The sequence below is a fragment of the Sphingomonas faeni genome (assembly GCF_040407565.1).
Taxonomy (GTDB): domain Bacteria; phylum Pseudomonadota; class Alphaproteobacteria; order Sphingomonadales; family Sphingomonadaceae; genus Sphingomonas; species Sphingomonas faeni_F.
Window position 1 is genome coordinate 276,139 of record NZ_JAPZPR010000002.1, and the last position, 22,945, is coordinate 299,083.

Genomic DNA, 22,945 nt, shown 5'->3' on the forward strand with positions numbered 1-22,945 from the left:
GCAGTCCGCGCGTGGTATTACGAAGGCGGATTAATAGCCGGCCTTGCGTGCCTTGTTGCGGTCATACGCCTTCTTTGCTGCATAACCGCCGCCGAGGATCATGCCGAGCGGGCCCATGCGGCGCATCAGGCTCATTGCGACGACACCCTTGATTGCACCCGACGTACCGCCGCTGCCTTCGCGACGGCCCATTTCGCGGCCGACCAATGCACTGATAATACGTCCGATCATGCTTCTCGCTCCCCGAAAACCTGGTCCTTAAGTTCCGCTGCACCGCGCAGCACTGCCCAGCCGATCGCGTAGGTCACGGCTAGCGGCACGACGATCTTGAGTACGTTGGCGGTGATCGCACCGATGATCGCGCCGTCCGCGTTGCCGTCGTCGCCGCTGAGCGAGTCGATGCCTGCGCCGATCAGCGCGCCTATGGTCGTTGCGCCCACGTAATTTCTCCTGTCCGTGTGGCGGGTTAGCGTTTGGCGGAGGATTGGGTTCCCGCGCCCCACCACCATCCGTCATCTTGACGAAAGTCAGGACCCAAGATTACTCAGCGGACCGATCGTGGCTCTGGGTCCTGACTTTCGTCAGGATGACGGAGTGAGTGCGGAAGGTTAGCGGCCGAGCATCGATTCGGGTTTGACGACGCGGTCGAAGGTTTCGGCGTCGACGAGGCCGAGCGCGAGGCCTGCTTCCTTCAGCGTCAGGCCTTCCGCGTGGGCATATTTGGCGATCTTTGCGGCGGCGTCGTAGCCGATCTCCGGGGCGAGCGCGGTCACCAACATCAGCGAGCGGTCGAGCAGTTCGGCGATCCGCCCGCGATTGGGTTCGATGCCGTCGACGCAGCGCTCCGCGAATCCTTCCATCGCGGTCGAGAGCAGGTCGATCGAGCGGAGGACGTTGGCGCCGATCAGCGGCTTGAAGACGTTCAGCTCGAGATGCCCCTGCATGCCGCCGACGGTAACCGCGACGTGGTTGCCCATTACCTGGCCCGCGACCATCGTCAGCATCTCGCACTGCGTGGGGTTCACCTTGCCGGGCATGATCGAGCTGCCGGGCTCGTTCGCGGGCAAGTCGATCTCGCCGAAGCCGCAGCGGGGCCCCGAGCCCAGCAGGCGAATGTCGTTGGCGATCTTGGTCAGCGCGACCGCCAGCGTGTTGAGCGTGCCCGAGAGGTGGACGAGCGGGTCGTTCGACGCGAGTGCCTCGAACTTGTTGCGCGCGCTGACGAACGGCAGGCCGGTGATCTGCGCAAGTTCATGCGCGATCGCGTCACCAAACCCGGCGGGGGCGTTGAGACCGGTGCCGACCGCGGTGCCGCCCTGCGCGAGGATGACCATGCCGTGGCTGATCGCGGGCTCGATGCGGGCACGGCAGCGGTAGAGTTGGTTCGCATAGCCCGAGAATTCCTGGCCGAGCGTCAGCGGCGTCGCGTCCTGGAGATGCGTGCGGCCGATCTTGACGATGTCGTCCCAGGCGTTGGCCTTCGCGTCGAGCGCGGCGTGGAGCTTGTCGAGCGCGGGGATCAGGCGGTGCGTGGTGGCGATCGCGGCGGCGATGTGGAGCGCGGTGGGGAAGCTGTCGTTGGACGACTGGCTCATGTTGACGTGGTCGTTGGGGTGGACGGGGGACTTGCCGCCGCGGGTGCCGGTGAGGACCTCGTTGGCGCGGCCGGCGATGACCTCGTTGGCGTTCATGTTCGACTGCGTGCCGCTGCCGGTCTGCCAGATGACGAGGGGGAACTGGTCGTCGAGCTTGCCGTCGATGACTTCCTGTGCGGCGGAGTCGATCGCGGTGGCGATTGTTTCGTCAAGGCCGTGCGAGCGGTTTACGCGGGCGGCGGCTTGTTTGACGAGGGCTAGCGCGTGGACGATCTCGATCGGCATGCGTTCGCGGGCGGCGAACGGGAAGTTCTCGATCGAGCGTTCGGTCTGCGCGCCCCAATAGGCGTTAGCGGGGACTTCGATCGGGCCGATCGTGTCGGTTTCTGTGCGGGTGGTCATGTGGGGAGAACCTTCCGGGGGCTTGCGTGGGTCCCTCGCCCCTTCGGGGAGAGGGAGGGAGGAGCCGCAGGCGACGGAAGGGTGAGGGCTTTGAGGCTTAGGACCGTGCGTCCCAATTCCCCTCTCCCTTCCCACGGCAAGTGCCGCGGGCCCCTTCCCTCTCCACGAGGGGAGAGGGAGTCTGGGTCACTTCTTCCGCTTGAAATCCACGGCCACGACGTTGGAACCGTCTTCGATCGGAACGGCGGTCGGGCCGTCGTTCTCCGCTTCGTCATGGTCGCCGAGTGCATCGTCCGCCCCTTCCTGCGCCTGGAAGCGGAGCTCGAAGCTTACCGCGGGATCCTGGAACGCGGTGATCGCAGAATACGGGATCACCAGCTTCGACGGGACCTGATTGAACGAAAGCCCGATCGAGAAGCGCTCGTCGTCGACGATGAGGTCCCAGTAGCGGTTCTGCATGACGATCGTCATCTCGTCCGGGAAACGCTCGATCAGGCGCTTGGGGATGTCGACGCCGGGCGCCTGCGTCTTGAAAGTGATGTAGAAATGATGCTCTCCGGGAAGCCCGCCGGCCTCCGCGACCGAACCGAGCACGCGGCCGACCACGGCACGCAGGGCTTCTTGTACGATCTCGTCGTACGGAATCAGGCTATCGGGCAGTCCATCGGTCATATCCCTTGGGTAGCGCCATTCGGATGCCGGTCAAGATTGCATGCGTCGTGGCGGACGTTATGGGAGGTGGCATGCGCACCGCCACGATCACCCGCTCCACCGCCGAGACGGCGATCGACGTCACCGTGAACCTCGATGGGACCGGCGTGTACGACGTCGAGACCGGGGTCGGTTTCTTCGATCACATGCTCGAACAATTGTCGCGCCACTCGCTGATCGACATCCACGTACGGACCAAGGGTGATCTGCATATCGACGAGCATCACACCGTCGAGGATACCGGCATCGCGATCGGGCAGGCGTTCGCGCAGGCGCTCGGTGATAAACGCGGTATCGCGCGGTACGGCGATGCGCTGTCGCCGATGGACGAGACGTTGACGCGGGTGGCGCTGGATATTTCCGGGCGACCTTGGCTGGTGTGGAAGGACCTGTTCTCGCAGAAGCGCCTAGGCGGCATGGATACCGAGATGTTCGAGCACTTCTTCCATAGCTTTGCGCAAGCCGCCGGCATCACGCTGCACGTCGAGACTCTGTACGGGTCGAACAATCATCACATCGCCGAGGCGGCGTTCAAGGGTGTCGCGCGCGCGTTGCGGACGGCGATCGAGATCGATCCGCGCAAGGCCGACGCGATTCCGTCGACCAAGGGGATTCTCTGATGCTCCCCTCCCGCTTGCGGGAGGGGTCGGGGGAGGGCCTGGCCTCGATCGTCGGACTCGCGGCTATGTCACTCCCTCCCCTAACCCCTCCCGCAAGCGGGAGGGGAATTTGACGCTCGCGCTCATCGATTACGGTGCGGGGAACCTGCATTCGGTCGAGAACGCGTTGCGGACGGCTGGGTGTGTCGATCTTGTTGTCACCGCCGATGCCGACGTCGTTGCGAAGGCTGACCGGATCGTGCTGCCGGGCGTGGGCGCGTACGGCGCTTGTGCGGCGGCTTTGCGGGCGGTGCCGGGGATGGTCGAGGCGCTGAACCGGCGGGTTCGCGACGAGGGTACGCCGTTTCTCGGGATCTGCGTCGGCATGCAGTTGATGGCCGATGCGGGGGAAGAGATGGGGACTCATGCCGGGCTCGGCTGGGTTTCGGGGCGCGTGCGCAGGCTCGAGCCGGGGACGATGGAGGCAAAGGTGCCGCATATGGGCTGGAACGACGTCGTGCCGTCCGTCGCGCATCCGCTGATCGAGCCGGGCGAGGCGTATTTCCTGCATAGCTTTGCGTTCGAAGGCGCCGACGTGCTCGCGACGACCGACCATGCCGGCCCGGTCACAGCGGCGATCGGTCGTGACACGATGATCGGCGTGCAGTTTCACCCTGAGAAGAGCCAGCGCTACGGCCTGGCCTTGCTCGAACGTTTCCTGGAGTGGCGGCCGTGAGCCTTATCATTTTCCCCGCGATCGACCTCAAGGCGGGTCAGGTGGTGCGTCTCGCCGAGGGCGATATGGACCGGGCGACCGTCTATGGCGACGATCCTGCGGCACAGGCGATGCTGTTCGCCGAGGCGGGTGCGGAGCATCTGCATGTCGTGGATCTCGATGGCGCGTTTGCGGGGGCTTCGGTCAACGGCGATGCGGTGCGGTCGATCGTCGCGCAGTTTCCGGGGCATGTGCAGCTTGGCGGCGGCATCCGGACGCGGGCGAGCGTCGAGGGCTGGTTCGACTTGGGTGTCTCCCGCGTCGTAATCGGGACGGCGGCGCTGGAGGACCCCGAGTTCGTGCGCGGCGTGGCGAAGGATTTCCCCGGCGGGATCGTGGTCGCGGTCGACGCGAAGGACGGCATGGTCGCGACCAAGGGCTGGGCGGACGTTTCGACGACCAGCGCGACCGACCTCGCGCGGCGGTTCGAGGATGCGGGGGTGGCGGCGTTACTGTTCACCGACGTCGGCCGCGACGGGATGCTGAAGGGGTGCAACGTCGACGCGACGGTCGATCTGGCGCGGTCGGTGGACATTCCTGTGATCGCCAGCGGCGGGGTGAAGGGCATTGCCGAGATCCACGTTCTCGCTTTGCATGTGCGGGACGGGGTCGAGGGCGTGATTACGGGGCGGGCCTTGTACGACGGGCGGCTCGATCTCGCGGCGGCTTTGAGCGTGGCTAAGGCCTCATGATGATTCACGCGGAGACGCGGAGACGCGGAGGCCGCAGAGCGAGCTGGGGCGCCGCAGGCAGAGATTTGTTCACGCGAAGGCGCAAAGGCGCGAAGAGTGAGCAGAAGGTTGGTCTGTCTCGCTTTATTACTCTTCGCGCCTTTGCGCCTTCGCGTGAATCATTCTTAGCGGCTTTGCCGCGTCTCCGCGTCTCCGCGTCTCCGCGTGAACAAAACCTTCGGCGCAGCGCATGACGGTCCGCGCGCGCGTAATCCCGTGTCTCGACGTGGCCGATGGGCGCGTGGTGAAGGGCGTGAACTTCGTCGAACTGCGCGACGCCGGTGATCCGGTCGAGCAGGCGCGGGCGTATGATGCGGCCGGGGCGGACGAGTTGTGTTTCCTCGATATCGGGGCAAGCCATGAAGGTCGGGGGACGATCCTCGACGTCGTGCGGCGGACGGCGGCGGTGTGCTTCATGCCGTTGACGGTCGGTGGCGGTGTACGGACGGCGGACGATGCGCGCGCACTGTTGCTGGCGGGGGCGGACAAGGTGGCCGTGAACTCCGCGGCGGTCGAGCGACCGGAACTGGTCGCGGATATCGCCGAGCGATTCGGCAGTCAGTGCTGCGTCGCGAGCGTCGATGCGCGGCGTTCCGGTGAAGGCTGGGAAGTGTTCACGCATGGCGGCCGCCGCGCGACCGGGATCAATGCGATCGCGCATGCGCTGAAGCTCGCCGAACTCGGTGCGGGCGAGTTGCTGGTCACGTCGATGGACCGTGACGGCACACGGAGTGGCTACGACCTCGACCTGATCCGGGCGATTTCGGACCGCGTCAGCGTACCGGTGGTGGCGAGTGGCGGCGTCGGCGGGCTCGACGATCTGGTTGCGGGCATCCGTGACGGGCATGCGAGCGCGGTGCTGGCGGCGTCGATCTTCCATTTCGGGCAGGCGTCGATCGGCGATGCGCATGCCGCGCTGGCAGCGGCGGGGATCCCGGTGCGGACGCCGGTTCGCGGGGCGCGCTAGACCATGCCGGTGCTCACCGTCCTTGCGGTCGAATCCGGGCACAGCGGCGTCGCGCATCCGCCGACCGGATTTGCGCTGTCGGACGTCGCGCTGTTCGTCTTCGCGGCGATCGGCGTGTGGCTGGTGCGGCGGGCGTTGCGCAAGCGGTTCATCGACGCCCGGCGCCGCAACGCAGCCGATCGTGAGGCGGCGGATCGCGACGGGATACCGCCCAAGAAGGATTGACCCGCCCTCCCCGCTACGTCAGCACGCAGCACATGGACCCCGTATTCGACCGCCTCGAGGCGACCATCCGCGCTCGCCGCGATGCGCCCGCCGACACCTCCTATACCGCGAGCCTGTTCGCCAAGGGCCGCCCGAAGATCGCGCAGAAGCTCGGCGAGGAAGCCGTCGAGACGGTGATCGCGGCGTGCTCGGGCGACGAGGCGAGCATCGTGCCGGAAGCCGCGGACCTGATGTTCCACCTCGCGGTATTGCTGGCGGACGCGGGGTTGAGTCTCGACGACGTGCGCGCGGAGCTGGAACGGCGCGAGGGTGTTGGCGGCCTGGTCGAGAAGGCCGGGCGGACGGGCTGACCTGCTCCCCTTCCGCTTGCGGGAGGGGTCGGGGGAGGGCATGACGCACATGCTCCGCCGGGATCGGGATGGCCCAGCCCCTCCCCTAACCCCTCCCGCAAGCGGGAGGGGAATATATGCCGATCGACGCCACCCAGCCTTATGACGACCAGAACATCTTCGCGAAGATCCTGCGCGGCGAGATCCCGTCGAAGCGGGTGTATGAAGACGACTTCGCGATCGCGTTCCACGACATCAATCCGCAGGCGCCGACACATTTGCTCGTGATCCCCAAAGGCGCGTACGTCTCATGGGACGATTTCTCCGCGCGAGGATCGGACGCCGAGATCGCGGGCTTCGTCCGCGCGGTCGGCAGCGTCGCGCGTGCGGCGGGCCTCGTCGAACCCGGTTATCGCCTGCTCGCGAATATCGGTGGGGACGGACACCAGGAGGTGCCGCACCTGCATGTTCATGTCTTCGGCGGGCGCCCGCTCGGGCCGATGCTCGCGCAATAGCACAGCTTTCCGCCACTAAAGGATTGCACGTAATAAAATTGCCATTAGGCTCCGACGCTTGAGCAAGGGGCCTTTTGACCCGGCCCTAGCAATCCCCGGGGGGTACCGAATTGATTTTTGGTCGCGTAAAATCGCTGGATGCCATTCTGGCGACGGCAGAGAAAAAGGGTCTGTCGCGGACGCTGAGTGCGTTCCAGCTGACCCTGCTGGGCGTCGGCGCGGTGATCGGCACGGGTATCTTCGTGCTGACGTCCGAGGCCGCGCAGAAGGCGGGGCCGGGCATGTTGCTGAGCTTCGTCGTCGCGGGCTTCGTCTGCGCGGTAGCGGCGCTCTGCTATTCCGAACTCGCGTCAATGGTGCCGGTATCGGGCTCGGCCTACACCTACACGTACGCCGTCACGGGTGAGCTACTGGCCTGGATGGTCGGCTGGGCGTTGATCCTCGAATATGCAGTAGGCGCAAGCGCGGTCGCGGTCGGCTGGTCGAACCATCTGGCGGGCCTGCTCGACGGGATCGGCTTCCACATTCCCAACGGCTTGCGCAACGCGGACGCGTTGATGGCACACGTCCAGGTCGCGTTCGGCGCGACGCCCAACGCCGATCTGCAGACCGCGATGACCGTCGGCGGCTTCATGAACCTGCCCGCGGTGATCATCATCGGCCTCGTCACGTGGCTGCTGGTGGTCGGCACGACCGAGAGCGCGCGCGTCAACGCGGTGCTGGTGCTGATCAAGATCGCCGCGCTGACCGCGTTCATCGCGCTGACGATTCCCGTGCTCAAGGCAGACAATTTCCACCCCTTCCTGCCGTACGGCGTCGGCAATCCGCTGAGCTCGTCGGGCGTCGGTGTGCTGGGTGCGGCGGCGTCGATCTTCTTCGCGTATGTCGGGTTCGATGCGGTCTCTACGGCTGCGGAGGAGACCAAGAACCCGCAGCGCAACGTACCGATCGGGCTGATCGCCAGCCTCGGCATCTGTACGTTGTTCTATCTGCTGGTCGCATCGGGCGCGATCGGTGCGATCGGTGCGAACCCGGTGACGACCGCCGATGGCGGCGTGCTGGCGCCGGGCTCGGCCGAGATGGCGGGGCGGTGCGCCGCGATCGTAGCCTCGGGCGCGATGGAACCGCTGGTGTGTTCGAAGGAAGCGCTCGTCCACGTGCTCCAGGTCATCAACTGGCCGATCATGGGCCGCCTCGTCGGCCTCGCCGCGGTGCTCGCGCTGCCGTCGGTCGTCCTGATGATGATGTTCGGCCAGACCCGCGTGTTCTTCACGATGGCGCGCGACGGCTTGTTGCCGGCACGCCTCGCGTCGATCCATCCGAAGTTCCGCACGCCGCATGTCGTCACGATCGTGACGGGGATCGCCGCGGCTGTCGCAGCGGCGATCCTGCCGGTCGGCAAGCTCGCCGATTATTCCAACGCGGGCACGCTGTTCGCGTTCATGATGGTCGCGATCTCGGTCATGGTGCTGCGCAAGACCGACCCCGGCCGCAAGCGTCCGTTCCGCACGCCGGCGGTGTACATCGTCGCGCCGCTCGCGATCATCGGCTGCATCGGGCTGTATCTGTCGCTGCCGCTGACCGCCAAGCTGGTCCTGCCGGGCTGGGGCGCGATCGGGCTGGCGATCTACTTCCTCTACAGCCGCTCGCGCAGCCATGTCGGGCTCGGGCTCGACGACGGTGTAGCCGAGGATGACCGGATGCCTCCGGCCAGCCACTGATCGAGCCCAAGAGAAAGGGCCGCGGGAAAAACCTCCCGCGGCCCTTTTTTTTGTGCGGGGTTGCGCACCGTAGTAGTGAAGGTCCCTTTCTCCTGATCCTCCCCCGCCAGGGGGAGGTAACTGGCACTTGCCAGTCGGAGGGGGAGGACACGGAACGCAGGTCATCGCCTGCCGCCCCCTCCGTCAGGCTACGCCCGCCACCTCCCCCTGGCGGGGGAGGATTAGTGCGGGTCCCTAAGCGCGTTCAGCCGATATGCTTGGCGGCGAGCGCCTTCATGTCGACCATCGGGCGGGCGCCGACATGGCTGATGATCTCGGCCGCGCAGACCGCGCCGAGCTTGAGCGAGGCGTGCAGGTCGTAGCCCTGCGCCTGGCCGTGGAGGAAGCCCGCCGCGAACAGGTCGCCCGCGCCGGTGGTGTCGACGACCTTGGCGATCGGCTCGGCCTTCACTTCGGCGCGGTTGCCGTTCTGAAGCGCGCACGCACCGTGCTCGCCGCGGGTGACGACCAGGGTCGGGACCTGCGCGGCAATCTTGGCGACCGCAGCGTCGAAGTCGTCGGTCTCGGCGAGCGCGGCGAGTTCGCTCTCATTGGCGAACAGGATGTCGATCAGACCGTCCGACAGCAGCTGGCGGAAATCGCCGCCGTGGCGCGAGATGCAGAACACGTCGCTGAGCGTGAAGGCGACCTTCCGCCCCGCATCGCGGGCGCAGTCGATCGCGGCGCGCATCGCGGCGCGCGGCTCTTCGGGATCCCAGAGATAGCCCTCGAGATACAGGATCGCGCTGTCGGCGATCATCGCGGTGTCGATCGCAGCTGCTGGGAGGAACTGGCCCGCACCGAGGAAGGTGTTCATCGTGCGCTGGCCGTCCGGCGTCACGAAGATCAGGCAGCGGCCGGTGGTCGGGTCGCCGGCGCGGACGGGGGTGGCGAATTCGATGCCGATGCTGCGGACGTCGTGCGCGAAGACCTGGCCGAGCTGATCGTCGGCGACCTGGCCGATGAACGCGCATTTGCCGCCGAGCGCGGCGATGCCAGCGACCGTGTTGGCGGCCGACCCGCCGGAGATTTCCATGCCTGGGCCCATCTTGGCGTAGAGCGCATCAGCTTCCTCGGACGAGAACATGAGCTGCATCGACCCTTTGGCGACGCCGATCTCTTCGATGAAGGCGTCGGTGGCGGTGCTGAGAATATCGACGATGGCATTGCCGATCGCGACGACGTCGTAAGTTGGTGTGCTCAAGGGGAAACTCCGGGGGTGCGGGAAAGCCCTGCCGTAAATGCCGGGGGGGATTGGTGCAACTGGCGCGGGTGGCGTGCGGGTCGCTGCCTGGTGGCGGTCAGAGGTGGACCACCCCGGCGAAGGCCGGGGCCCAATTGGAAAGGTCGTCGTAATGATGCGCAACCCGTCGTTACCGCCGTCCCCCCATTGGGCCCCGGCCTCCGCCGGGGTGGTGATTGCGGTTAGGGCGGGTCCAGCGGTTCTGAAGGTTACAGCGGTTCTCGCGGTGCTGAAGACGTGGATACCCCCCATTGCCTTCCGCTGTTCCCTCGCGAACGCGGGGGTCCAGGATCTCGGGCGATGCCTTCGATTTAGCTGGGCCCCCGCTTCCGCGGGGCAACGGGTGGGTGAACGGCTACCTATCGAAACGAAGGCGCGTTGACCTGCGACACCCCCCGCGTCATCCCGAGCCGATGATCCGCGCGCTCCTCCTCTCGCTCCGCCAATTGACCGATCCGCCGGTCCTCCGCGTGTTCGTCAAGTCGATGGTCGTCACGCTGCTCGTCTTCGCGCTGCTCGGAGTCGGCACGTGGTGGGGGACGCAGGCCGCGCTTGCCGCGTGGCTCGGCTGGGACGCGAGCGGACTCGCCGCCGCGTTCGCGCTGTTCGTCACGGTGCTCGCGCTGTGGCTGCTGTTCCGCGCGGTCGCGATCGCGGTCGTCGGGATCTTCGCGGACGAGGTCGTCGAAGCGGTCGAGGCGCGGCATTATCCCGAAGCGCTGAAGACCGCCCGCCCCGTGCCGTTCGCACGCAGCCTCGCGATGGGGCTACGCTCCGCCGCACGCGTGATATTGGTCAACGTGCTGATGCTGCCCGTATACATCGCGCTGCTCGTCACCGGGGTCGGTACTGCCGCCGCGTTCTTCATCATCAATGGCTGGCTGCTCGGACGCGATCTGGGCGACATCGTGGCGGCGCGCCACATGGATGCGGCGGCGATGCGGGGCTGGCGTGCGACGACCAAGGGGGGGCGGTTCGTGCTGGGGCTTGCGAACACCGGGCTGTTCGTGGTTCCGGTCCTCAACATCGCCGCGCCCGTGCTAGGCGCGGCGATGGCGACGCATTACTTCCACAGCCAATTCTACCGTAAGGCCCAAGCATGACGCGATTGACGACGATGGGGATCGCACTGGCGCTCGGCGGCGGATTGGCTGGCTGCGCGGCACCCATGGCCAAGCCGGCGGCCGGTCGCCCGGCGATCCCCTATACCAGCGTCGGGCTCGAGCGCGTCCTAGGGCAGGATGCCGCCGGCCTGACCAGGCTGTTCGGCCAGCCCGACGCCGACGTCCGCGAAGGCAGCGCACGAAAGCTCCAGTTCCAGAGTGGGATCTGCGTGCTCGACGCGTATCTCTATCCCAAGGGCTCGGACGCCCCGCGCGTCACCTATCTCGACGCGCGCGAACCCGACGGCAGCACGATCGACCGCGCCAGCTGCGTGGCGGCGCTGACCCGGCGCGAGGGCGGCAAATAGCCGCTCTCCCTGCACGGTTTTCCGTCGATTTCAGGCCGCGCAAACGGCCTTCCAAAAAAATTCACAGATCCTCTTGAACCCGGTCCAGGCAAAATTATTTTGCCGTCGCCGGGCGCATTTCGGTCCGGCGTCACCTGAGGGCACCGGCTCGGTATCCGGTGTTCCTCGTGCTCAGATTGCTCATGAGGAGGATTTGGATATGAGGACCAACTTCGATTTCGCTCCCTATCGTCGGTCGACGGTCGGCTTCGACCGGCTGTTCGATCTGCTCGAAACCACCGCCCGGACGGAGGCGCCCGAGGGCTACCCGCCGTTCGATATCGAGCGCGAGAGCGAGGACAGCTATCAGATCACACTCGCGGTGGCGGGCTTCCGCCCCGACGACATCGAGATCGTCGCGCAGAACAACCAGCTGACCGTGACCGGGCGACGCCCGGACGATCGCGACGAAAGCCGGTTCGTGCACCGCGGCATCGCGACCCGCGCGTTCGAGCGCCGATTCCAGTTGGCCGACTTCGTCCAGGTCCAGCATGCCAGCTTCGACAACGGGCTTCTCCGCATCGCACTGAAGCGGGAGGTGCCCGAGGCGATGAAGCCGCGCCGGATCGAGATCGCGGGGGCCGCAGCAAACGACCGCATCGCGGAAACCAAGGGCGACCGCGACGCCGCCTAACGCTTAGGGATGCTGCCGGCGCCAACGTCGGCAGCATCATTTTGCCTATGGCCTGGCCGAACACGCATTCGTCTAGGCGACCATCGTATCGGCCTGCCTCCACGCAGCGATGATCGCAGGGTCGATTTCCCCAGCGGCCCGCCGGATCTGCTCCTCCCTGAAGCGTGCCGGATCCAACTGTGCCAATGCCCAGATTGCGGCGTCGCGAACGACCGGGGCGGGATCGTCCAACAGCACCGCCACCGATGTAACCAAAGCGCGGTCGCCGCTGTTGCCCGCGGCGATCAGCGTATTGCGGATCATCCGGTCGCGGCCGATGCGCTTGATCGGCGAGCCGGCGAAGACTTGGCGGAAGCTTGCGTCGTCGAGCGCGAGGATATCCGCCAGTTCGGGCGCGACCAGTTCTGCGCGAGGATGAAACGCCAGGTTCGCGTTGGCGGCCGCGGCGAACTTGTTCCAGGGGCAGACGGCCAGGCAGTCGTCACAGCCGTAGATGCGGTTGCCGATCACGGCGCGGAACTCGTGCGGGATCGGGCCGGCGTGTTCGATCGTCAGGTAGGAAATGCAGCGGCGGGCGTCGAGCTGGTAGGGCCGCGGAAAGGCGTCGGTCGGGCACGCGGTCTGGCACGCGTCGCAACTGCCGCAGGTGTTGATGCCGCCCTCGTCCGGCTCCAGATCGAGCGTGGTGTAGATCGCGCCGAGGAACAGCCAGCTGCCATGCTCGCGACTGACGAGATTGGTGTGCTTGCCCTGCCAGCCGAGTCCCGCGGCTTCGGCGAGCGGCTTTTCCATGACCGGCGCGGTGTCGACGAACACTTTCAAATCGAACGGCGGCAGGTCCCGCCCCGCCTCGGCCGCCAGCCACCGTCCGAGCGCCTTCAACTGCCGCTTCACGACATCGTGATAGTCCGGCCCCTGCGCGTAGACCGAGATCCGGCCCACCCCGCCCTCGTCCGCCAGCCGCAGCGGATCGTCCTTCGGCGCATAGCTCATGCCGAGCGCGATCACGCTGCGGACTTCGGGCCAAAGGCCGGCGGGGCTCTCGCGGTGGTGCTTGCGCTCCTCCATCCAGATCATGTCGCCGTGGCGACCGTCGGCGAGCCACTGGCGCAGCCGTTCGCCCGCGCGCGGCGCCGCCCCCGCATGCGCGATCCCGCACGCGACGAAGCCCAGTTCCGCCGCTTTGGCCTTGAGCCTGTGTTCCAGCTTGTCTTGCGCCACGTCCGCCCGCTACCACGACGCCACCCTCGGGAGGAAGATTGCGCGTGAACGATGAATGGGCGGTCACCGCGAACGGGATCGTGAAGCGGTTCGGCGACCGGCGGGTGGTCGACGGGGTGGACATGATGGTGCCGCGCGGCTCGGTGTACGGCGTGCTCGGGCCCAACGGCGCGGGCAAGACGACGACGCTGCGCATGCTGCTCGGGATCATCGAACCCGACGAGGGCTCGCGCACGCTGCTCGGCTACGACAATCCGCGCGATGCGAGCGACCGGGTCGGCTATCTCCCCGAGGAGCGCGGACTGTATCCGGCGATGAAGGCGCGCGAGGCGATCGCGTTCCTGGGGGCTCTGCGCGGGCTAGACTGGAAGACCGGCCGCGAGCGTGCGGTGGTGCTGATGGAGGCGGCAGGACTCGGCCATGCAGTCGACGAGAAGATCCGGAAACTGTCGAAGGGCATGGCGCAGCTGGTGCAGTTGCTCGGCTCGGTGGTCCACCAGCCCGACCTGCTGGTGCTCGACGAGCCGTTTTCCGGGCTCGATCCGGTCAACCAGGAGCGGCTGGAGAAGCTGATCCTCAACGAGCGCGATCGCGGCGCGACGATCCTGTTCTCGACGCATATCATGAGTCACGCCGAGCGCCTGTGCGACCGGCTGGCGATCATCGCGGGGGGGAAGCGGCGCTTCGAGGGCACCGTGGCGGACGCTCGGGGTATATTGCCGCAGCGCGTCCACTACACGCCGCATCGCCCCGATCCTGCGATCCGGGGTGTGCTGCCGGTCGATGCGGTGGCGGACGGGGATAACTGGCGCTTCGAGCTGCCGAACGAGGGGATCGAGAGCTTGCTCGTGAGACTGATCGACGCGGGATACGGGATTTCGGGATTGTCGATCGAGCGGCCGGGGCTGCACGAGGCGTTCGTCCGGATCGTCGGCCAGCACGGCGATGCGCCTGTGGAGAAGGCGGCATGAGCCGTTTCCGCCGCACGCTCCGCCAGACCTTCACGATCGCGCGCCGCGACTTCATCGCCACGGTGTTCACGCCGATCTTCCTGCTGTTCCTGTTCGCCCCCGCGATCATGGGATCGTTAAGCGTCCTCGGCGGCATAAGCGCAGCCAGCGTCGGTGACGGCGCGCAGGACAAAACGCGGATCATCGCGATCGTCCTCCCTGCGACTTCGCGTCCGCTCGACGACGCCGACGCGCGATTACGGGACATGTTCCGCGATGACGAAGTCCCTCCAAAACTGACGACAGTCGCGCCGACTACCGACCCAGCGGCGCAGGCGCGCGCTGCATTCGAGACGAAGGACATCGACGCGGCGGCAGTGCTGTACGGGCCCCTCGACGCGCCGCAGATTCTGTACGGGCCGCGCGGGCGACGGTCGGCCGACTATCTCGGGCTCCTCGCGCAGACGACGCTCGCCGCACAGAAGCTCGGCGGCACGCTGCCCGCGATCGCGGCGACCAAGACGCAGATCACGCGCTCGACCACGTCGGTCGGTGGGCAGCATCAATCCGCCTTCTTCGCGGTGTTCGGGATCTTCTTCCTGACGCTGTTCCTGTCGGGACAGGTGGTCGGGACGATGGCCGAGGAGCGCAACAACAAGGTGATCGAGGTGCTCGCCGCCGCGGTGCCGCTCGAATCGGTGTTCTTCGGCAAGCTGATCGGGATGTTCGGCGTCGCGGTGCTGTTCGTCGCGTTCTGGGGCACCGTCGTCACGCAGATCACGTCGCTGATGCCGGCCGCCGCGGCGGTTGCGCTGGGCGACCTGACGCCGGCGGTCGGCGCGCCGATGTTCGCGGTGTTGTTCGCGGCGTATTTCAGCATGGCGTACCTGCTGCTCGGGTCGGTATTCCTCGGCGTCGGGGCGCAGGCGACGACGATGCGCGAAATACAGATGCTGTCGCTGCCGATCACGATCCTGCAGGTCGCGATGTTCGGCCTGTCGTCGGCGGCCGCATCGCGACCGGGCAGCTGGATCGCCACCGCCGCCGAACTGTTCCCGCTGTCCTCGCCATTCGCGATGGCGGGACGTGCGGCGAACTCGCCGGAACTGTGGCCGCATATCGCCGCGCTCGCGTGGCAGGCGTTGTGGGTGACGATCTTCATTACGGTGGGCGCGCGGCTGTTCCGAAGGGGCGTGCTGCAATCGGGAAGCGCTAGGCCGTTCTGGCGGCGCAAGGCCAAGGCAGTCGCTTAACTGTTCTCCTGCGAACGCAGGAGCCCAGGGTAACGAACGCCATCCCTCGCGGTCCTGGACTCCTGCGTTCGCAGGACAACGGAGCCTATTGACATAAGTGTCAGCTAAGCCTCTCCTGCGGCAAACAGGGGAGAGAGACGATGGCGACTCTGGTAAGAGACGTAGCGCAACAGATGGTCGATCCGCTCGACGTGAGCCGCGCCGAACTCTACCGCGACGACCTCTGGCAGGCGCCGTTCGCGCAACTCCGCGCCGAGGCCCCCGTCCATTACGTCGAGCATTCCGACTACGGCCCCTATTGGTCGGTCTCCTCCTACAAGGGCATCGTCGAGGTCGAATCCCTCCCCGACCTCTACTCCTCCGAAGCCGGCGGGATCACGATCGCCGATTTCGTCGCCGAGCGCGACGTCCGCATGCCGATGTTCATCGCGCGCGACCGCCCCGTGCACACCGGCCAGCGCCGCACCGTCGCGCCGGCCTTCACCCCCAGCGAGATGACCCGGATGTCGGGCGATATCCGGCGGCGCACAGCCGACATGCTCGACAGCCTGCCGTGGAACACGCCGTTCGACTGGGTCGATACCGTCGCGATCGAACTCACCACCCAGATGCTCGCGATCTTGTTCGACTTCCCCTGGGCGGACCGGCGCAAACTGACTCTGTGGTCGGACTGGGCGGGCGATATCGAGATCGTGAAGAACGAGGAACTCCGTGGTCAGCGGCTCGCGTACATGTTCGAATGTGGGTCGTATTTCAAAGGCCTGTGGGACGCGAAGATCGACAAGGATCCGACGCCCGACCTGATCTCGATGATGATCCACTCGGACGCGATGAGCCACATGGATCACAACGAGTTCATCGGGAACCTCATCCTGCTGATCGTCGGCGGCAACGACACGACGCGCAATTCGATGTCGGCGCTCGCCTATGGCCTCGACAAGTTTCCGGAGTCGCGCGCAAAGCTCGAGGCGGACCCGACGCTGATTCCCAACGCGGTGAGCGAGATCCTGCGCTGGCAGACGCCGCTCGCGCACATGCGCCGCACCGCGACCGCCGATGCGGAATTGATGGGCCAGCAGATCAAGGCCGGCGACAAGCTCGCGCTCTGGTACATCTCGGCGAACCGCGACGAGAGCGTGTTCGGCGACGATGCGGACGCGATCGTGGTGGATCGCCCGAACGCGCGGCGGCATCTGGCGTTCGGGCACGGTATCCACCGCTGCGTCGGCGCACGACTGGCCGAAATGCAGATCGCGATCCTGCTGGAGGAGATGGCCGCGCGCCGCATGCGGATCAACGTGCTCGCCGAACCGACGCGCGTCGCGGCGTGCTTCGTCCACGGCTATCGCACGCTGCCGGTGGAAATCAGCAAATACTGAGGCTTGGCGTAACCTTATCGAGTGGTTCGGACGTACCTATATCCGAACCATGGAGACGAACATGACCCAGGACCGCCGCGCTTTCCTCACGCTTGCCGGAGCGGGCGTCGCCGGCTTCGCGCTCTGGGGATGCACGTCGCAACCCGCGCAGGCCGCCGAGCGGTTCGAGGTCACGCTGACCGACGCGCAGTGGCGCAAGAAGCTGTCGCCCGACGCCTATGATACGCTGCGCAAGGAAGGCACCGAGCGGCCCTATTCCAGTCCGCTCAACGGCGAGCATCGCGCGGGAATTTTCTCGTGTGGCGGATGCGCGCTGCCGAACTTCTCGTCGAAGACCAAGTTCGAGAGCGGCACGGGCTGGCCGAGCTTCTGGCAGCCATTGCCGAACGCGGTGCGGACGCGGGTGGACTCGACGATGGGGATGGCGCGGACCGAGGTGCATTGCCGGCGCTGCGGCGGTCATCTCGGCCACGTGTTCGACGATGGGCCGAAGCCGACGGGGAAGCGCTATTGCATGAACGGCGATGCGCTGACGTTCAAGGCTGCTTGAAGGCGCTCAGTTAAACGTGCGCGACGCGTAACACTGTCCAAAACTTGTTTCCCCGCGAAGGCGGGGGTCCAGACTGGGCTCCCGCCCTCGCGGGAGAACAAGAAGCTAGCAGAGCAGTGTTCAGCCCTAAAGTGCCACCCCGGCGAAGGCCGGGGTCCAGTTGGGGGACGTCGCTAACGAAGGTGGCGGGCTGTTACTGCGACCTTTCCAACTGGGCCCCGGCCTTCGCCGGGGAGGTGCCCTTTGGGGAAAGGTTGAGGCGCCTAACTGTCAGGGGGCGGTCAGTAGCGAAACGCTAGACTAACGACGTAGAAAACAAGTGCCGTGGATGCCGGACCGAGCCCCGCACTTCACCGCACGGAAAAACCTCAGTTCGCCTCGTTCACTAGCGTGAAGATCCCGCGGGGGTCAGTCGGGCCATGCTGGATCGTCGCGAGTTGCGCAGCATTGGCGCGCTGCGTTGCAGACACGGTGTGGGTCGCGCTGGCCATCTGGTACGAAGGCTGTGCATCAAGCGCATCACCAGCAGGCGCGTGCCCCGAATAGATGAAACCCTTGGTCGGATAGGCCGAAGTGCCGAGGTCGCCCTGCGGGCCGTACCAGACCTTGACCATGCTCCAGTCACCGGCCGGCGAGACGTCGACCGCGCGGACGTTGGTCTCGATCGCACCGGGGCGGGACCAGTTGGCATGCGTAAGGAGAACTTCGCGGTCGCTGACGACCTTCGAGACCATCGCGACATGGCCGACGCGCATCCGCGAGGTCGGCGAGAAGGCGAGGACCGAACCGGCCTTCGGGGTGTGGCCACGCTCGTAGCGACCCTCGGCCTGGCTCCACCAGGTGTTGGCGTTGCCGCGGATTTCGATCCCCGAAACCGAGCGGGCGAACGTCACGCACTGCCAGAACTGAGCCGCAGCAGGGGTGGCCGTCATCAGGCCGCACGATACCACCAGCGCAAAACGCGCTGCTAACGCCTTGAAATTCATCGAGACCCCCCGGCCAAAACCCGTTTGTCGCATTCTGGCTACGGGAGGTTCGATTTAATTGAAACCCGGCCGGGAACCATATCCGACGAAGCGTGTTACCGCGCCGATGAGCCCCCGATTGCGTCAGGCAGGCTGGCTCAGTTGATGAGTTTCCAGCCGGTTATGCGGTCCACCGTGACCTGCGTGACCGCATGATAGCCCGGCCGCGCCTTGCCGTAGATCTCCATCGCCAGCTTGTGGCCCCAGTCCCCCGAATCCATCAGCTGCTGGAACAGCGGCGCGACGAACTTGCGCCGCCCCTGAGAGGTCAGGAACTGCTCGGCCGAGGCGTCGGCGGGCGCATAATGATTGGCGAGCGCGAGTTGCAGCCAGGCGAAGCGGATCTCGGCATTGCCGGTGGTGTTCCACCCGAACGCGGTATCGAGCGCCTTCAACCGCTCGGCCGGGAGTTTGCGCGGCAACTGCGTGATGAACCGCGTGATCTCCTGCGTTGTAGCCTTGCCGGGCACACCCGAGACGGGACCGCCGGCCGCATACGCCTTGGCCGCCGCGTCGACCGCGGGGAACGCGGCGGATGTCACATGCACCGCGTTCGCCGGGATACCGGGTTGGTAGACCCAGGTGTCGACGCCGATCGTCTTCGCCTCGGCGGGGGTCAGCAGCTTCGACTTGAGGTCGGCCAGGAAGCCGGCGCTGGTCTGCGGCTGGAAGGCGTGCCGGTCGAAATAGCTGCGGAGATACGCATCCCACCGTGCGCGTCCGACCTGTTTCTCGATCGTGCGGAGGAAGGCGGCGCCCTTGTCGTAGGCGATCTGTGTCATGCCGTCATCGGGATCGCGCGTGGCGTCGAGATCGAGATGAAGTTGCGTGTCCTTCGCGGCGGGGCCACCGGCGTCCTTCACCGCGGCCAGCATGTCGGTCCAGGCGAGGTCGGCCTCCATGTCAGCGCGGCGCTTGCCGTAGAGCGCTTCCATGATCCGGTTCTCGAAATAGCTGGTGAAGCCTTCGTTGAGCCAGAAATCGTCCCACGTCGCGTTCGTCACGAGATTGCCCGACCAGCTGTGCGCGAGTTCGTGCGCGATCAGCGAGACGAGGCTGCGGTCGCCGGCGATCGCGGTCGGCGTGGCGAAGGTGAGCGTCGGGTTCTCCATGCCGCCGAACGGGAACGACGGCGGCAGGACCAGCACGTCGTAGCGGCCCCAGCGATACGGACCGTACAGCCCTTCCGCGGCGGCGACGAATTTCTCGAGCTCGCCGAACTCGTACGCGGCCTTGGGGAGGGTCGCGGGTTCGGCCCAGATGCCGGTGCGCGGCCCGGTCGACTTGAACGCGATGTCGCCGACCGCGAGCGCGATGAGGTACGGCGCAACGGGCTTGTCCATCTTGTACTGGAACGTGCAGCGATCGGCAGCGCAGGTCGGCTTGCCGGTCGCGAGCCCGCTCATCACCGCGGTCAATTGCTTCGGGACGGCGATCTTCGCTTCCCAGGTCTGGCGGATGCCGGGCGAGTCCTGCGTCGGGATCCAGCTGCGGTTGAGGATCGCCTCGCCCTGGCTGAACAGGAACGGCTGTTTCTTGCCCGCGGTCTGCGCAGGGGTGAGCCACTGCAGCGCCTTCGCATCGGGGGACGAGGCGTAGGCGATGCGGATCTTCTTCGCGCCGTTGAGGGTGACGATCAGTGGCGCGCCATGGATCTTGTCGACCGCTCCGACTTCGTAGGGGAGCGGCTTGCCCGCAGCGTCGGTGATGTTGACGATCTTCAGGCCGTTGTCGTCGAGCACAAGCTTCGCGCCCGGTTTCGCCAGGATGTCGAGCGTGGCGATGCCGCGGATGACGTGCGTGTCGAAGTCGGCGGCGAGATCGAGCGCAACATGCGTGACGCGCGCCTCGGCGGGGCGGGCATAGCTATGCGGGTCGTGCGCGTCGGGGGTGGTGAGGATCGGGGCAATCGTCTGCGCGACGGCGGGGGATGCGAGGACGAGGCCGAGGGCGGTGGCTAAGGCGGGGATGCGCATGGGAACTCCGATGTCGCCGTTCCTCGATATCGGGACGGCCAAGCGTCGGTCCTACCGTGCGGGTCCCGTTGCTGGAAGGGCGGGGTTCGCGCGACCTCGTGATCCTCCCCCGCAAGGGGGAGGTGTCACCGAAGGTGACGGAGGGGGAGGACACGGAACGCACGTTTCGCATGCCTCCCCCTCCGTCTGGCAAGGACCAGCCACCTCCCCCTGGCGGGGGAGGATCATCGGAAACCGTGGCGCCTAGCTCTCGCGAACTGTGTTCGTTGCCAGTCTCGCCAACCGCGCCTCGTGCTCGACCCGGCCAAACGGAAAGCGGGAGAAGAAGAACGCCGAGACGCAGGCCAGCACGATGTAGAGGCCGGCGTAGATCAACGTCAGCCGGTCGATCGTCTCCACCGGCACAGTCCCCGGCGTCGCCTTGGCGGGGAAGCCCGCCACCGCGAGGATCATCCCCGCGAAAAATATCCCGATCCCGCTGGTGCATTTCTGGACGAAGAACGAGCCGGCGAAGAACACGCCTTCCGACCGCCGCCCGGTCTTCGCCTCCGAATCCTCGACCACGTCCGCCATCATCGACGCGCCGAGGATGAACCCCGTGACGTTCGACGCGGTGGCGAGGATGAAGAACCCGAACAGCATCGGCAGCAGCGATGGATCGCCGACCTCCGGAAACACGCCGAGCATCCGCAACCAGTACGGCGAGGTATTGAGCGCCGCGCCGAGCAGCACCGCGCCCATCGCCGCCTTGGGCTTGCTCACCGTCCTGCCGAGCCGGGGCGCGGCGAGGAACGCGAGGAACACGCCCGAGAACAGCGCGATCGTCAGATAGACGAACACTGGTCCCTTGAAGCCCCAGACATAGGTGTAAAGGTAGTTCGACAGCGCATAGCTGATGCCCTGGATCGTGTACGCGCAGACCCCCGCCGCCATCAGGATCGCGAACGCGCGGTTTTTCACGGTTTGGCGCAGTTCGGCGAAGGATTCGCGCAGAGTCTGCCTGGCGATCGGCGGGTTGGGAAGATGCCTGATCTCGTGATGCGTGCCGAGCGCGGAGACGAGGATCGCTACACCGATGAAGATCGCCCCCGCCAATGCGAAGCCGCCGTATCCGGCCCGGTTGAGCAAGCCGTTCGGGAACGCCGCGGTCGGCGCGAGGAAATACTGGTACGCCGACAACAGCATCAGCAGCCCGCCGACCCAGCCGAACAGATAGCGATACGCCATGATCCGCGTGCGCTCGTCATACCCCGACGTAAGCTCGGGCGTCAGCGCGACCGAGGGGACCTCATAGCAACTCACCGCGCTGCGCACGATCACCGCCATGACGAACAGCCAGACGAGCGTCTGCGGCTCGGACATTATCGCAGGCGGATTCCACAACAGCAGCCAGCCGATCATGATGGGTAGCGCGGACGCGTACATCCACGGATGCCGTCGACCCCATTTCGTCCGCGTGCGATCGGAGAAGAAACCGACCGCAGGATCGACGAACGCATCGATCAGCAGCGCCATCATGATGACGAGCCCGACGGTGGCGGACGGGAGTCCCACCACCTGGTTGTAGAACAGCAGCAGGAACGTGCCGAACCCGGCGTCCTTCACCCCGTACGCGACCGCGCCGAAGCCGTAGCTCGCCATCGTGCCGGTCGAGAGGCGGCGGGCGGGTGCGGTCATTTAAGGCTGTCGAGGATCGAGAACAGCGAGGGTTGCGCCGGGTCCCAGCTCGGCCGCGTGCCGATCGTCATGCCGCCATCGACCAGGATATGCGTGCCCGTGATGAAGCTTGCGTCATCGCTCGCGAGGAACGCGACCGCGGCGGCGATGTCCTCGCTGGTGCCGGGCCGGCGGATCGGCTGCGAGTCGGCGGCGATGTGCGCGATCATCGCGTCGGCCTTGGTCGTCTTGTCGTCGTCTAATTCGAGTGCTCGCGTGAAAATATTGGTGACGATGAAGCCGGGGACGACGGCGTTCACGCGGATCTTGTGCTGCGCGAGATCCGCGGCGGCCTGCTTGGTGAGGTGGAGAACGCCGGCCTTGGCGGTGGAATAGGCGGTCGGTGCATAGCCGGTGCCAAGCGCGGACACCGACGAGGTGTTGACGATCGCGCCGCCGCCGCGTTTCGCCATCAGCGGTGCTGCGTAGCGGATGCCGAGCGCGACCGAGCGAAGGAGGAGCGCCTGTGTCCGGTCCCAGTCCTCCGGGGAAATCTCGCCGATCGGGTCGCGCGAGCCGCCCGCGCCGGCGTTGTTGAACAGGATGTCGAGCCCGCCCGCATCGTCGGCGGTCTGCATCAGCGCCTCGATATCGCCGGCTTGGAGCACGTCGGTGCGCTGGAACAGGATACGGCCGCCGGACGCGTCGGCGATCGCGTGGCCGCCGGCCTCGTCGATGTCGCCGATCAGCACGGTGGCGCCTTCGTCGGCGAGTCGCAGCGCGGTCGCCCGGCCGATGCCGGACGCGCCGCCGGTCACGACGGCTCGCTTGCCTGAAAACCTCACACGCTCTCTCCTAGTTTTTGGCGAGCATAGTACGGGCTTTTCCCTCGTCAATGACGGCTGGTTCGAAAAACGGGTTTGCGGCGGGCGGCGCTCG

Annotated in this window: 25 protein-coding genes; 15 read left to right on the forward strand and 10 right to left on the reverse strand. The window is 66.4% G+C overall.

Annotation, left to right across the window (positions count from 1 at the left end; all coding sequences use genetic code 11):
* Nucleotides 1–30 precede the first annotated feature (30 nt).
* The 4 genes from O6Y00_RS05770 to O6Y00_RS05785 form a co-directional block, all read right to left on the reverse strand.
* Nucleotides 31–231, reverse strand: a complete 201-nt coding sequence (locus tag O6Y00_RS05770) for a hypothetical protein (protein ID WP_132737267.1) — start codon at nt 229–231, stop codon at nt 31–33.
* Nucleotides 228–440 carry a hypothetical protein gene (locus tag O6Y00_RS05775; protein WP_132737264.1) on the reverse strand — a complete coding sequence of 71 codons (213 nt, stop codon included), beginning with the start codon at nt 438–440 and terminating at the stop codon, nt 228–230. The genes O6Y00_RS05770 and O6Y00_RS05775 overlap by 4 nt, the downstream gene beginning before the upstream one ends.
* A gap of 168 nt (nt 441–608) precedes the next feature.
* Nucleotides 609–1,997 (reverse strand): class II fumarate hydratase, encoded by a 1,389-nt coding sequence (gene fumC / locus O6Y00_RS05780; RefSeq protein WP_353441642.1) that lies wholly within the window; start codon nt 1,995–1,997, stop codon nt 609–611.
* Between the two features lie 186 nt (nt 1,998–2,183).
* Nucleotides 2,184–2,669, reverse strand: coding sequence for an SspB family protein (locus tag O6Y00_RS05785; RefSeq protein ID WP_056052087.1), 486 nt, complete (start codon nt 2,667–2,669; stop codon nt 2,184–2,186).
* Between the two features lie 71 nt (nt 2,670–2,740).
* On the opposite strand from O6Y00_RS05785, the gene hisB reads away from it, so the two are divergent.
* The 8 genes from hisB to O6Y00_RS05825 all read left to right on the forward strand — a co-directional run bounded on the left by hisB (nt 2,741) and on the right by O6Y00_RS05825 (nt 8,570).
* Nucleotides 2,741–3,328 carry an imidazoleglycerol-phosphate dehydratase HisB gene (hisB, locus tag O6Y00_RS05790; protein ID WP_353441644.1) on the forward strand — a complete coding sequence of 196 codons (588 nt, stop codon included), beginning with the start codon at nt 2,741–2,743 and terminating at the stop codon, nt 3,326–3,328.
* Nucleotides 3,329–3,437: 109 nt separating this feature from the next.
* Entirely contained in the window at nt 3,438–4,043 is a 606-nt protein-coding gene (gene hisH / locus O6Y00_RS05795; RefSeq protein ID WP_353441645.1) for an imidazole glycerol phosphate synthase subunit HisH, read from the forward strand.
* Nucleotides 4,040–4,774 carry a 1-(5-phosphoribosyl)-5-[(5-phosphoribosylamino)methylideneamino]imidazole-4-carboxamide isomerase gene (gene hisA, locus O6Y00_RS05800; protein WP_353441646.1) on the forward strand — a complete coding sequence of 245 codons (735 nt, stop codon included), beginning with the start codon at nt 4,040–4,042 and terminating at the stop codon, nt 4,772–4,774. Before hisH ends, hisA begins: the two co-directional genes overlap by 4 nt.
* 229 nt (nt 4,775–5,003) lie before the next feature.
* Entirely contained in the window at nt 5,004–5,780 is a 777-nt protein-coding gene (hisF, locus tag O6Y00_RS05805; RefSeq protein WP_353441647.1) for an imidazole glycerol phosphate synthase subunit HisF, read from the forward strand.
* A 3-nt stretch (nt 5,781–5,783) separates the two neighbouring features.
* The gene (locus tag O6Y00_RS05810) at nt 5,784–6,005 is read left to right on the forward strand and encodes a hypothetical protein (RefSeq protein ID WP_353441649.1); all 222 of its coding nucleotides are present in this window, start codon (nt 5,784–5,786) and stop codon (nt 6,003–6,005) included.
* A 32-nt stretch (nt 6,006–6,037) separates the two neighbouring features.
* Complete coding sequence (locus O6Y00_RS05815; protein ID WP_056489754.1) at nt 6,038–6,355, forward strand: phosphoribosyl-ATP diphosphatase; 318 nt, start codon at nt 6,038–6,040, stop codon at nt 6,353–6,355.
* 116 nt (nt 6,356–6,471) lie between these two features.
* Nucleotides 6,472–6,849 carry a histidine triad nucleotide-binding protein gene (locus O6Y00_RS05820; RefSeq protein ID WP_353441651.1) on the forward strand — a complete coding sequence of 126 codons (378 nt, stop codon included), beginning with the start codon at nt 6,472–6,474 and terminating at the stop codon, nt 6,847–6,849.
* 110 nt (nt 6,850–6,959) lie between these two features.
* Complete coding sequence (locus O6Y00_RS05825) at nt 6,960–8,570, forward strand: amino acid permease (RefSeq protein WP_353441652.1); 1,611 nt, start codon at nt 6,960–6,962, stop codon at nt 8,568–8,570.
* A gap of 244 nt (nt 8,571–8,814) precedes the next feature.
* Here the strand turns inward: O6Y00_RS05825 and O6Y00_RS05830 are convergent, their stop codons facing one another.
* Nucleotides 8,815–9,813 carry an adenosine kinase gene (locus tag O6Y00_RS05830; RefSeq protein ID WP_353441653.1) on the reverse strand — a complete coding sequence of 333 codons (999 nt, stop codon included), beginning with the start codon at nt 9,811–9,813 and terminating at the stop codon, nt 8,815–8,817.
* Nucleotides 9,814–10,265: 452 nt separating this feature from the next.
* Between O6Y00_RS05830 and O6Y00_RS05835 the strand changes: the two genes are divergently transcribed.
* The 3 genes from O6Y00_RS05835 to O6Y00_RS05845 all read left to right on the forward strand — a co-directional run bounded on the left by O6Y00_RS05835 (nt 10,266) and on the right by O6Y00_RS05845 (nt 11,996).
* The gene (locus tag O6Y00_RS05835) at nt 10,266–10,955 is read left to right on the forward strand and encodes an EI24 domain-containing protein (RefSeq protein WP_353441654.1); all 690 of its coding nucleotides are present in this window, start codon (nt 10,266–10,268) and stop codon (nt 10,953–10,955) included.
* On the forward strand, nt 10,952–11,323 hold the full coding sequence (locus O6Y00_RS05840) for a hypothetical protein (protein ID WP_435368590.1): 372 nt from the start codon (nt 10,952–10,954) through the stop codon (nt 11,321–11,323). Before O6Y00_RS05835 ends, O6Y00_RS05840 begins: the two co-directional genes overlap by 4 nt.
* A gap of 199 nt (nt 11,324–11,522) precedes the next feature.
* Complete coding sequence (locus O6Y00_RS05845) at nt 11,523–11,996, forward strand: Hsp20 family protein (RefSeq protein WP_353441655.1); 474 nt, start codon at nt 11,523–11,525, stop codon at nt 11,994–11,996.
* A gap of 72 nt (nt 11,997–12,068) precedes the next feature.
* Here O6Y00_RS05845 and queG read toward each other — a convergent pair whose 3' ends face one another.
* A complete protein-coding gene (gene queG, locus O6Y00_RS05850; protein ID WP_353441656.1) occupies nt 12,069–13,217 on the reverse strand; it encodes a tRNA epoxyqueuosine(34) reductase QueG in 1,149 nt (382 codons plus the stop codon).
* A gap of 44 nt (nt 13,218–13,261) precedes the next feature.
* Here queG and O6Y00_RS05855 point away from each other — a divergent pair, with 44 nt between their 5' ends.
* The 4 genes from O6Y00_RS05855 (at nt 13,262) to msrB (ending at nt 17,349) form a co-directional block, all read left to right on the forward strand.
* Nucleotides 13,262–14,188: an ABC transporter ATP-binding protein gene (locus O6Y00_RS05855; protein ID WP_353441657.1), complete on the forward strand. Its 927-nt coding sequence runs from the start codon at nt 13,262–13,264 to the stop codon at nt 14,186–14,188.
* Nucleotides 14,185–15,420, forward strand: coding sequence for an ABC transporter permease (locus tag O6Y00_RS05860; RefSeq protein WP_353441658.1), 1,236 nt, complete (start codon nt 14,185–14,187; stop codon nt 15,418–15,420). The genes O6Y00_RS05855 and O6Y00_RS05860 overlap by 4 nt, the downstream gene beginning before the upstream one ends.
* 140 nt (nt 15,421–15,560) lie before the next feature.
* On the forward strand, nt 15,561–16,799 hold the full coding sequence (locus O6Y00_RS05865) for a cytochrome P450 (RefSeq protein ID WP_353441659.1): 1,239 nt from the start codon (nt 15,561–15,563) through the stop codon (nt 16,797–16,799).
* Nucleotides 16,800–16,860: 61 nt separating this feature from the next.
* Complete coding sequence (msrB, locus tag O6Y00_RS05870; RefSeq protein ID WP_133030144.1) at nt 16,861–17,349, forward strand: peptide-methionine (R)-S-oxide reductase MsrB; 489 nt, start codon at nt 16,861–16,863, stop codon at nt 17,347–17,349.
* Nucleotides 17,350–17,717: 368 nt separating this feature from the next.
* Here msrB and O6Y00_RS05875 read toward each other — a convergent pair whose 3' ends face one another.
* The 4 genes from O6Y00_RS05875 to O6Y00_RS05890 all read right to left on the reverse strand — a co-directional run bounded on the left by O6Y00_RS05875 (nt 17,718) and on the right by O6Y00_RS05890 (nt 22,851).
* Nucleotides 17,718–18,335 carry a CHAP domain-containing protein gene (locus O6Y00_RS05875; RefSeq protein ID WP_353441660.1) on the reverse strand — a complete coding sequence of 206 codons (618 nt, stop codon included), beginning with the start codon at nt 18,333–18,335 and terminating at the stop codon, nt 17,718–17,720.
* 137 nt (nt 18,336–18,472) lie between these two features.
* Nucleotides 18,473–20,350 carry a M1 family metallopeptidase gene (locus O6Y00_RS05880; RefSeq protein ID WP_353441661.1) on the reverse strand — a complete coding sequence of 626 codons (1,878 nt, stop codon included), beginning with the start codon at nt 20,348–20,350 and terminating at the stop codon, nt 18,473–18,475.
* 243 nt (nt 20,351–20,593) lie between these two features.
* Entirely contained in the window at nt 20,594–22,027 is a 1,434-nt protein-coding gene (locus tag O6Y00_RS05885; RefSeq protein ID WP_353441662.1) for an MFS transporter, read from the reverse strand.
* Complete coding sequence (locus O6Y00_RS05890) at nt 22,024–22,851, reverse strand: SDR family NAD(P)-dependent oxidoreductase (protein WP_353441663.1); 828 nt, start codon at nt 22,849–22,851, stop codon at nt 22,024–22,026. The genes O6Y00_RS05885 and O6Y00_RS05890 overlap by 4 nt, the downstream gene beginning before the upstream one ends.
* Between the last annotated feature and the right edge of the window lie 94 nt (nt 22,852–22,945).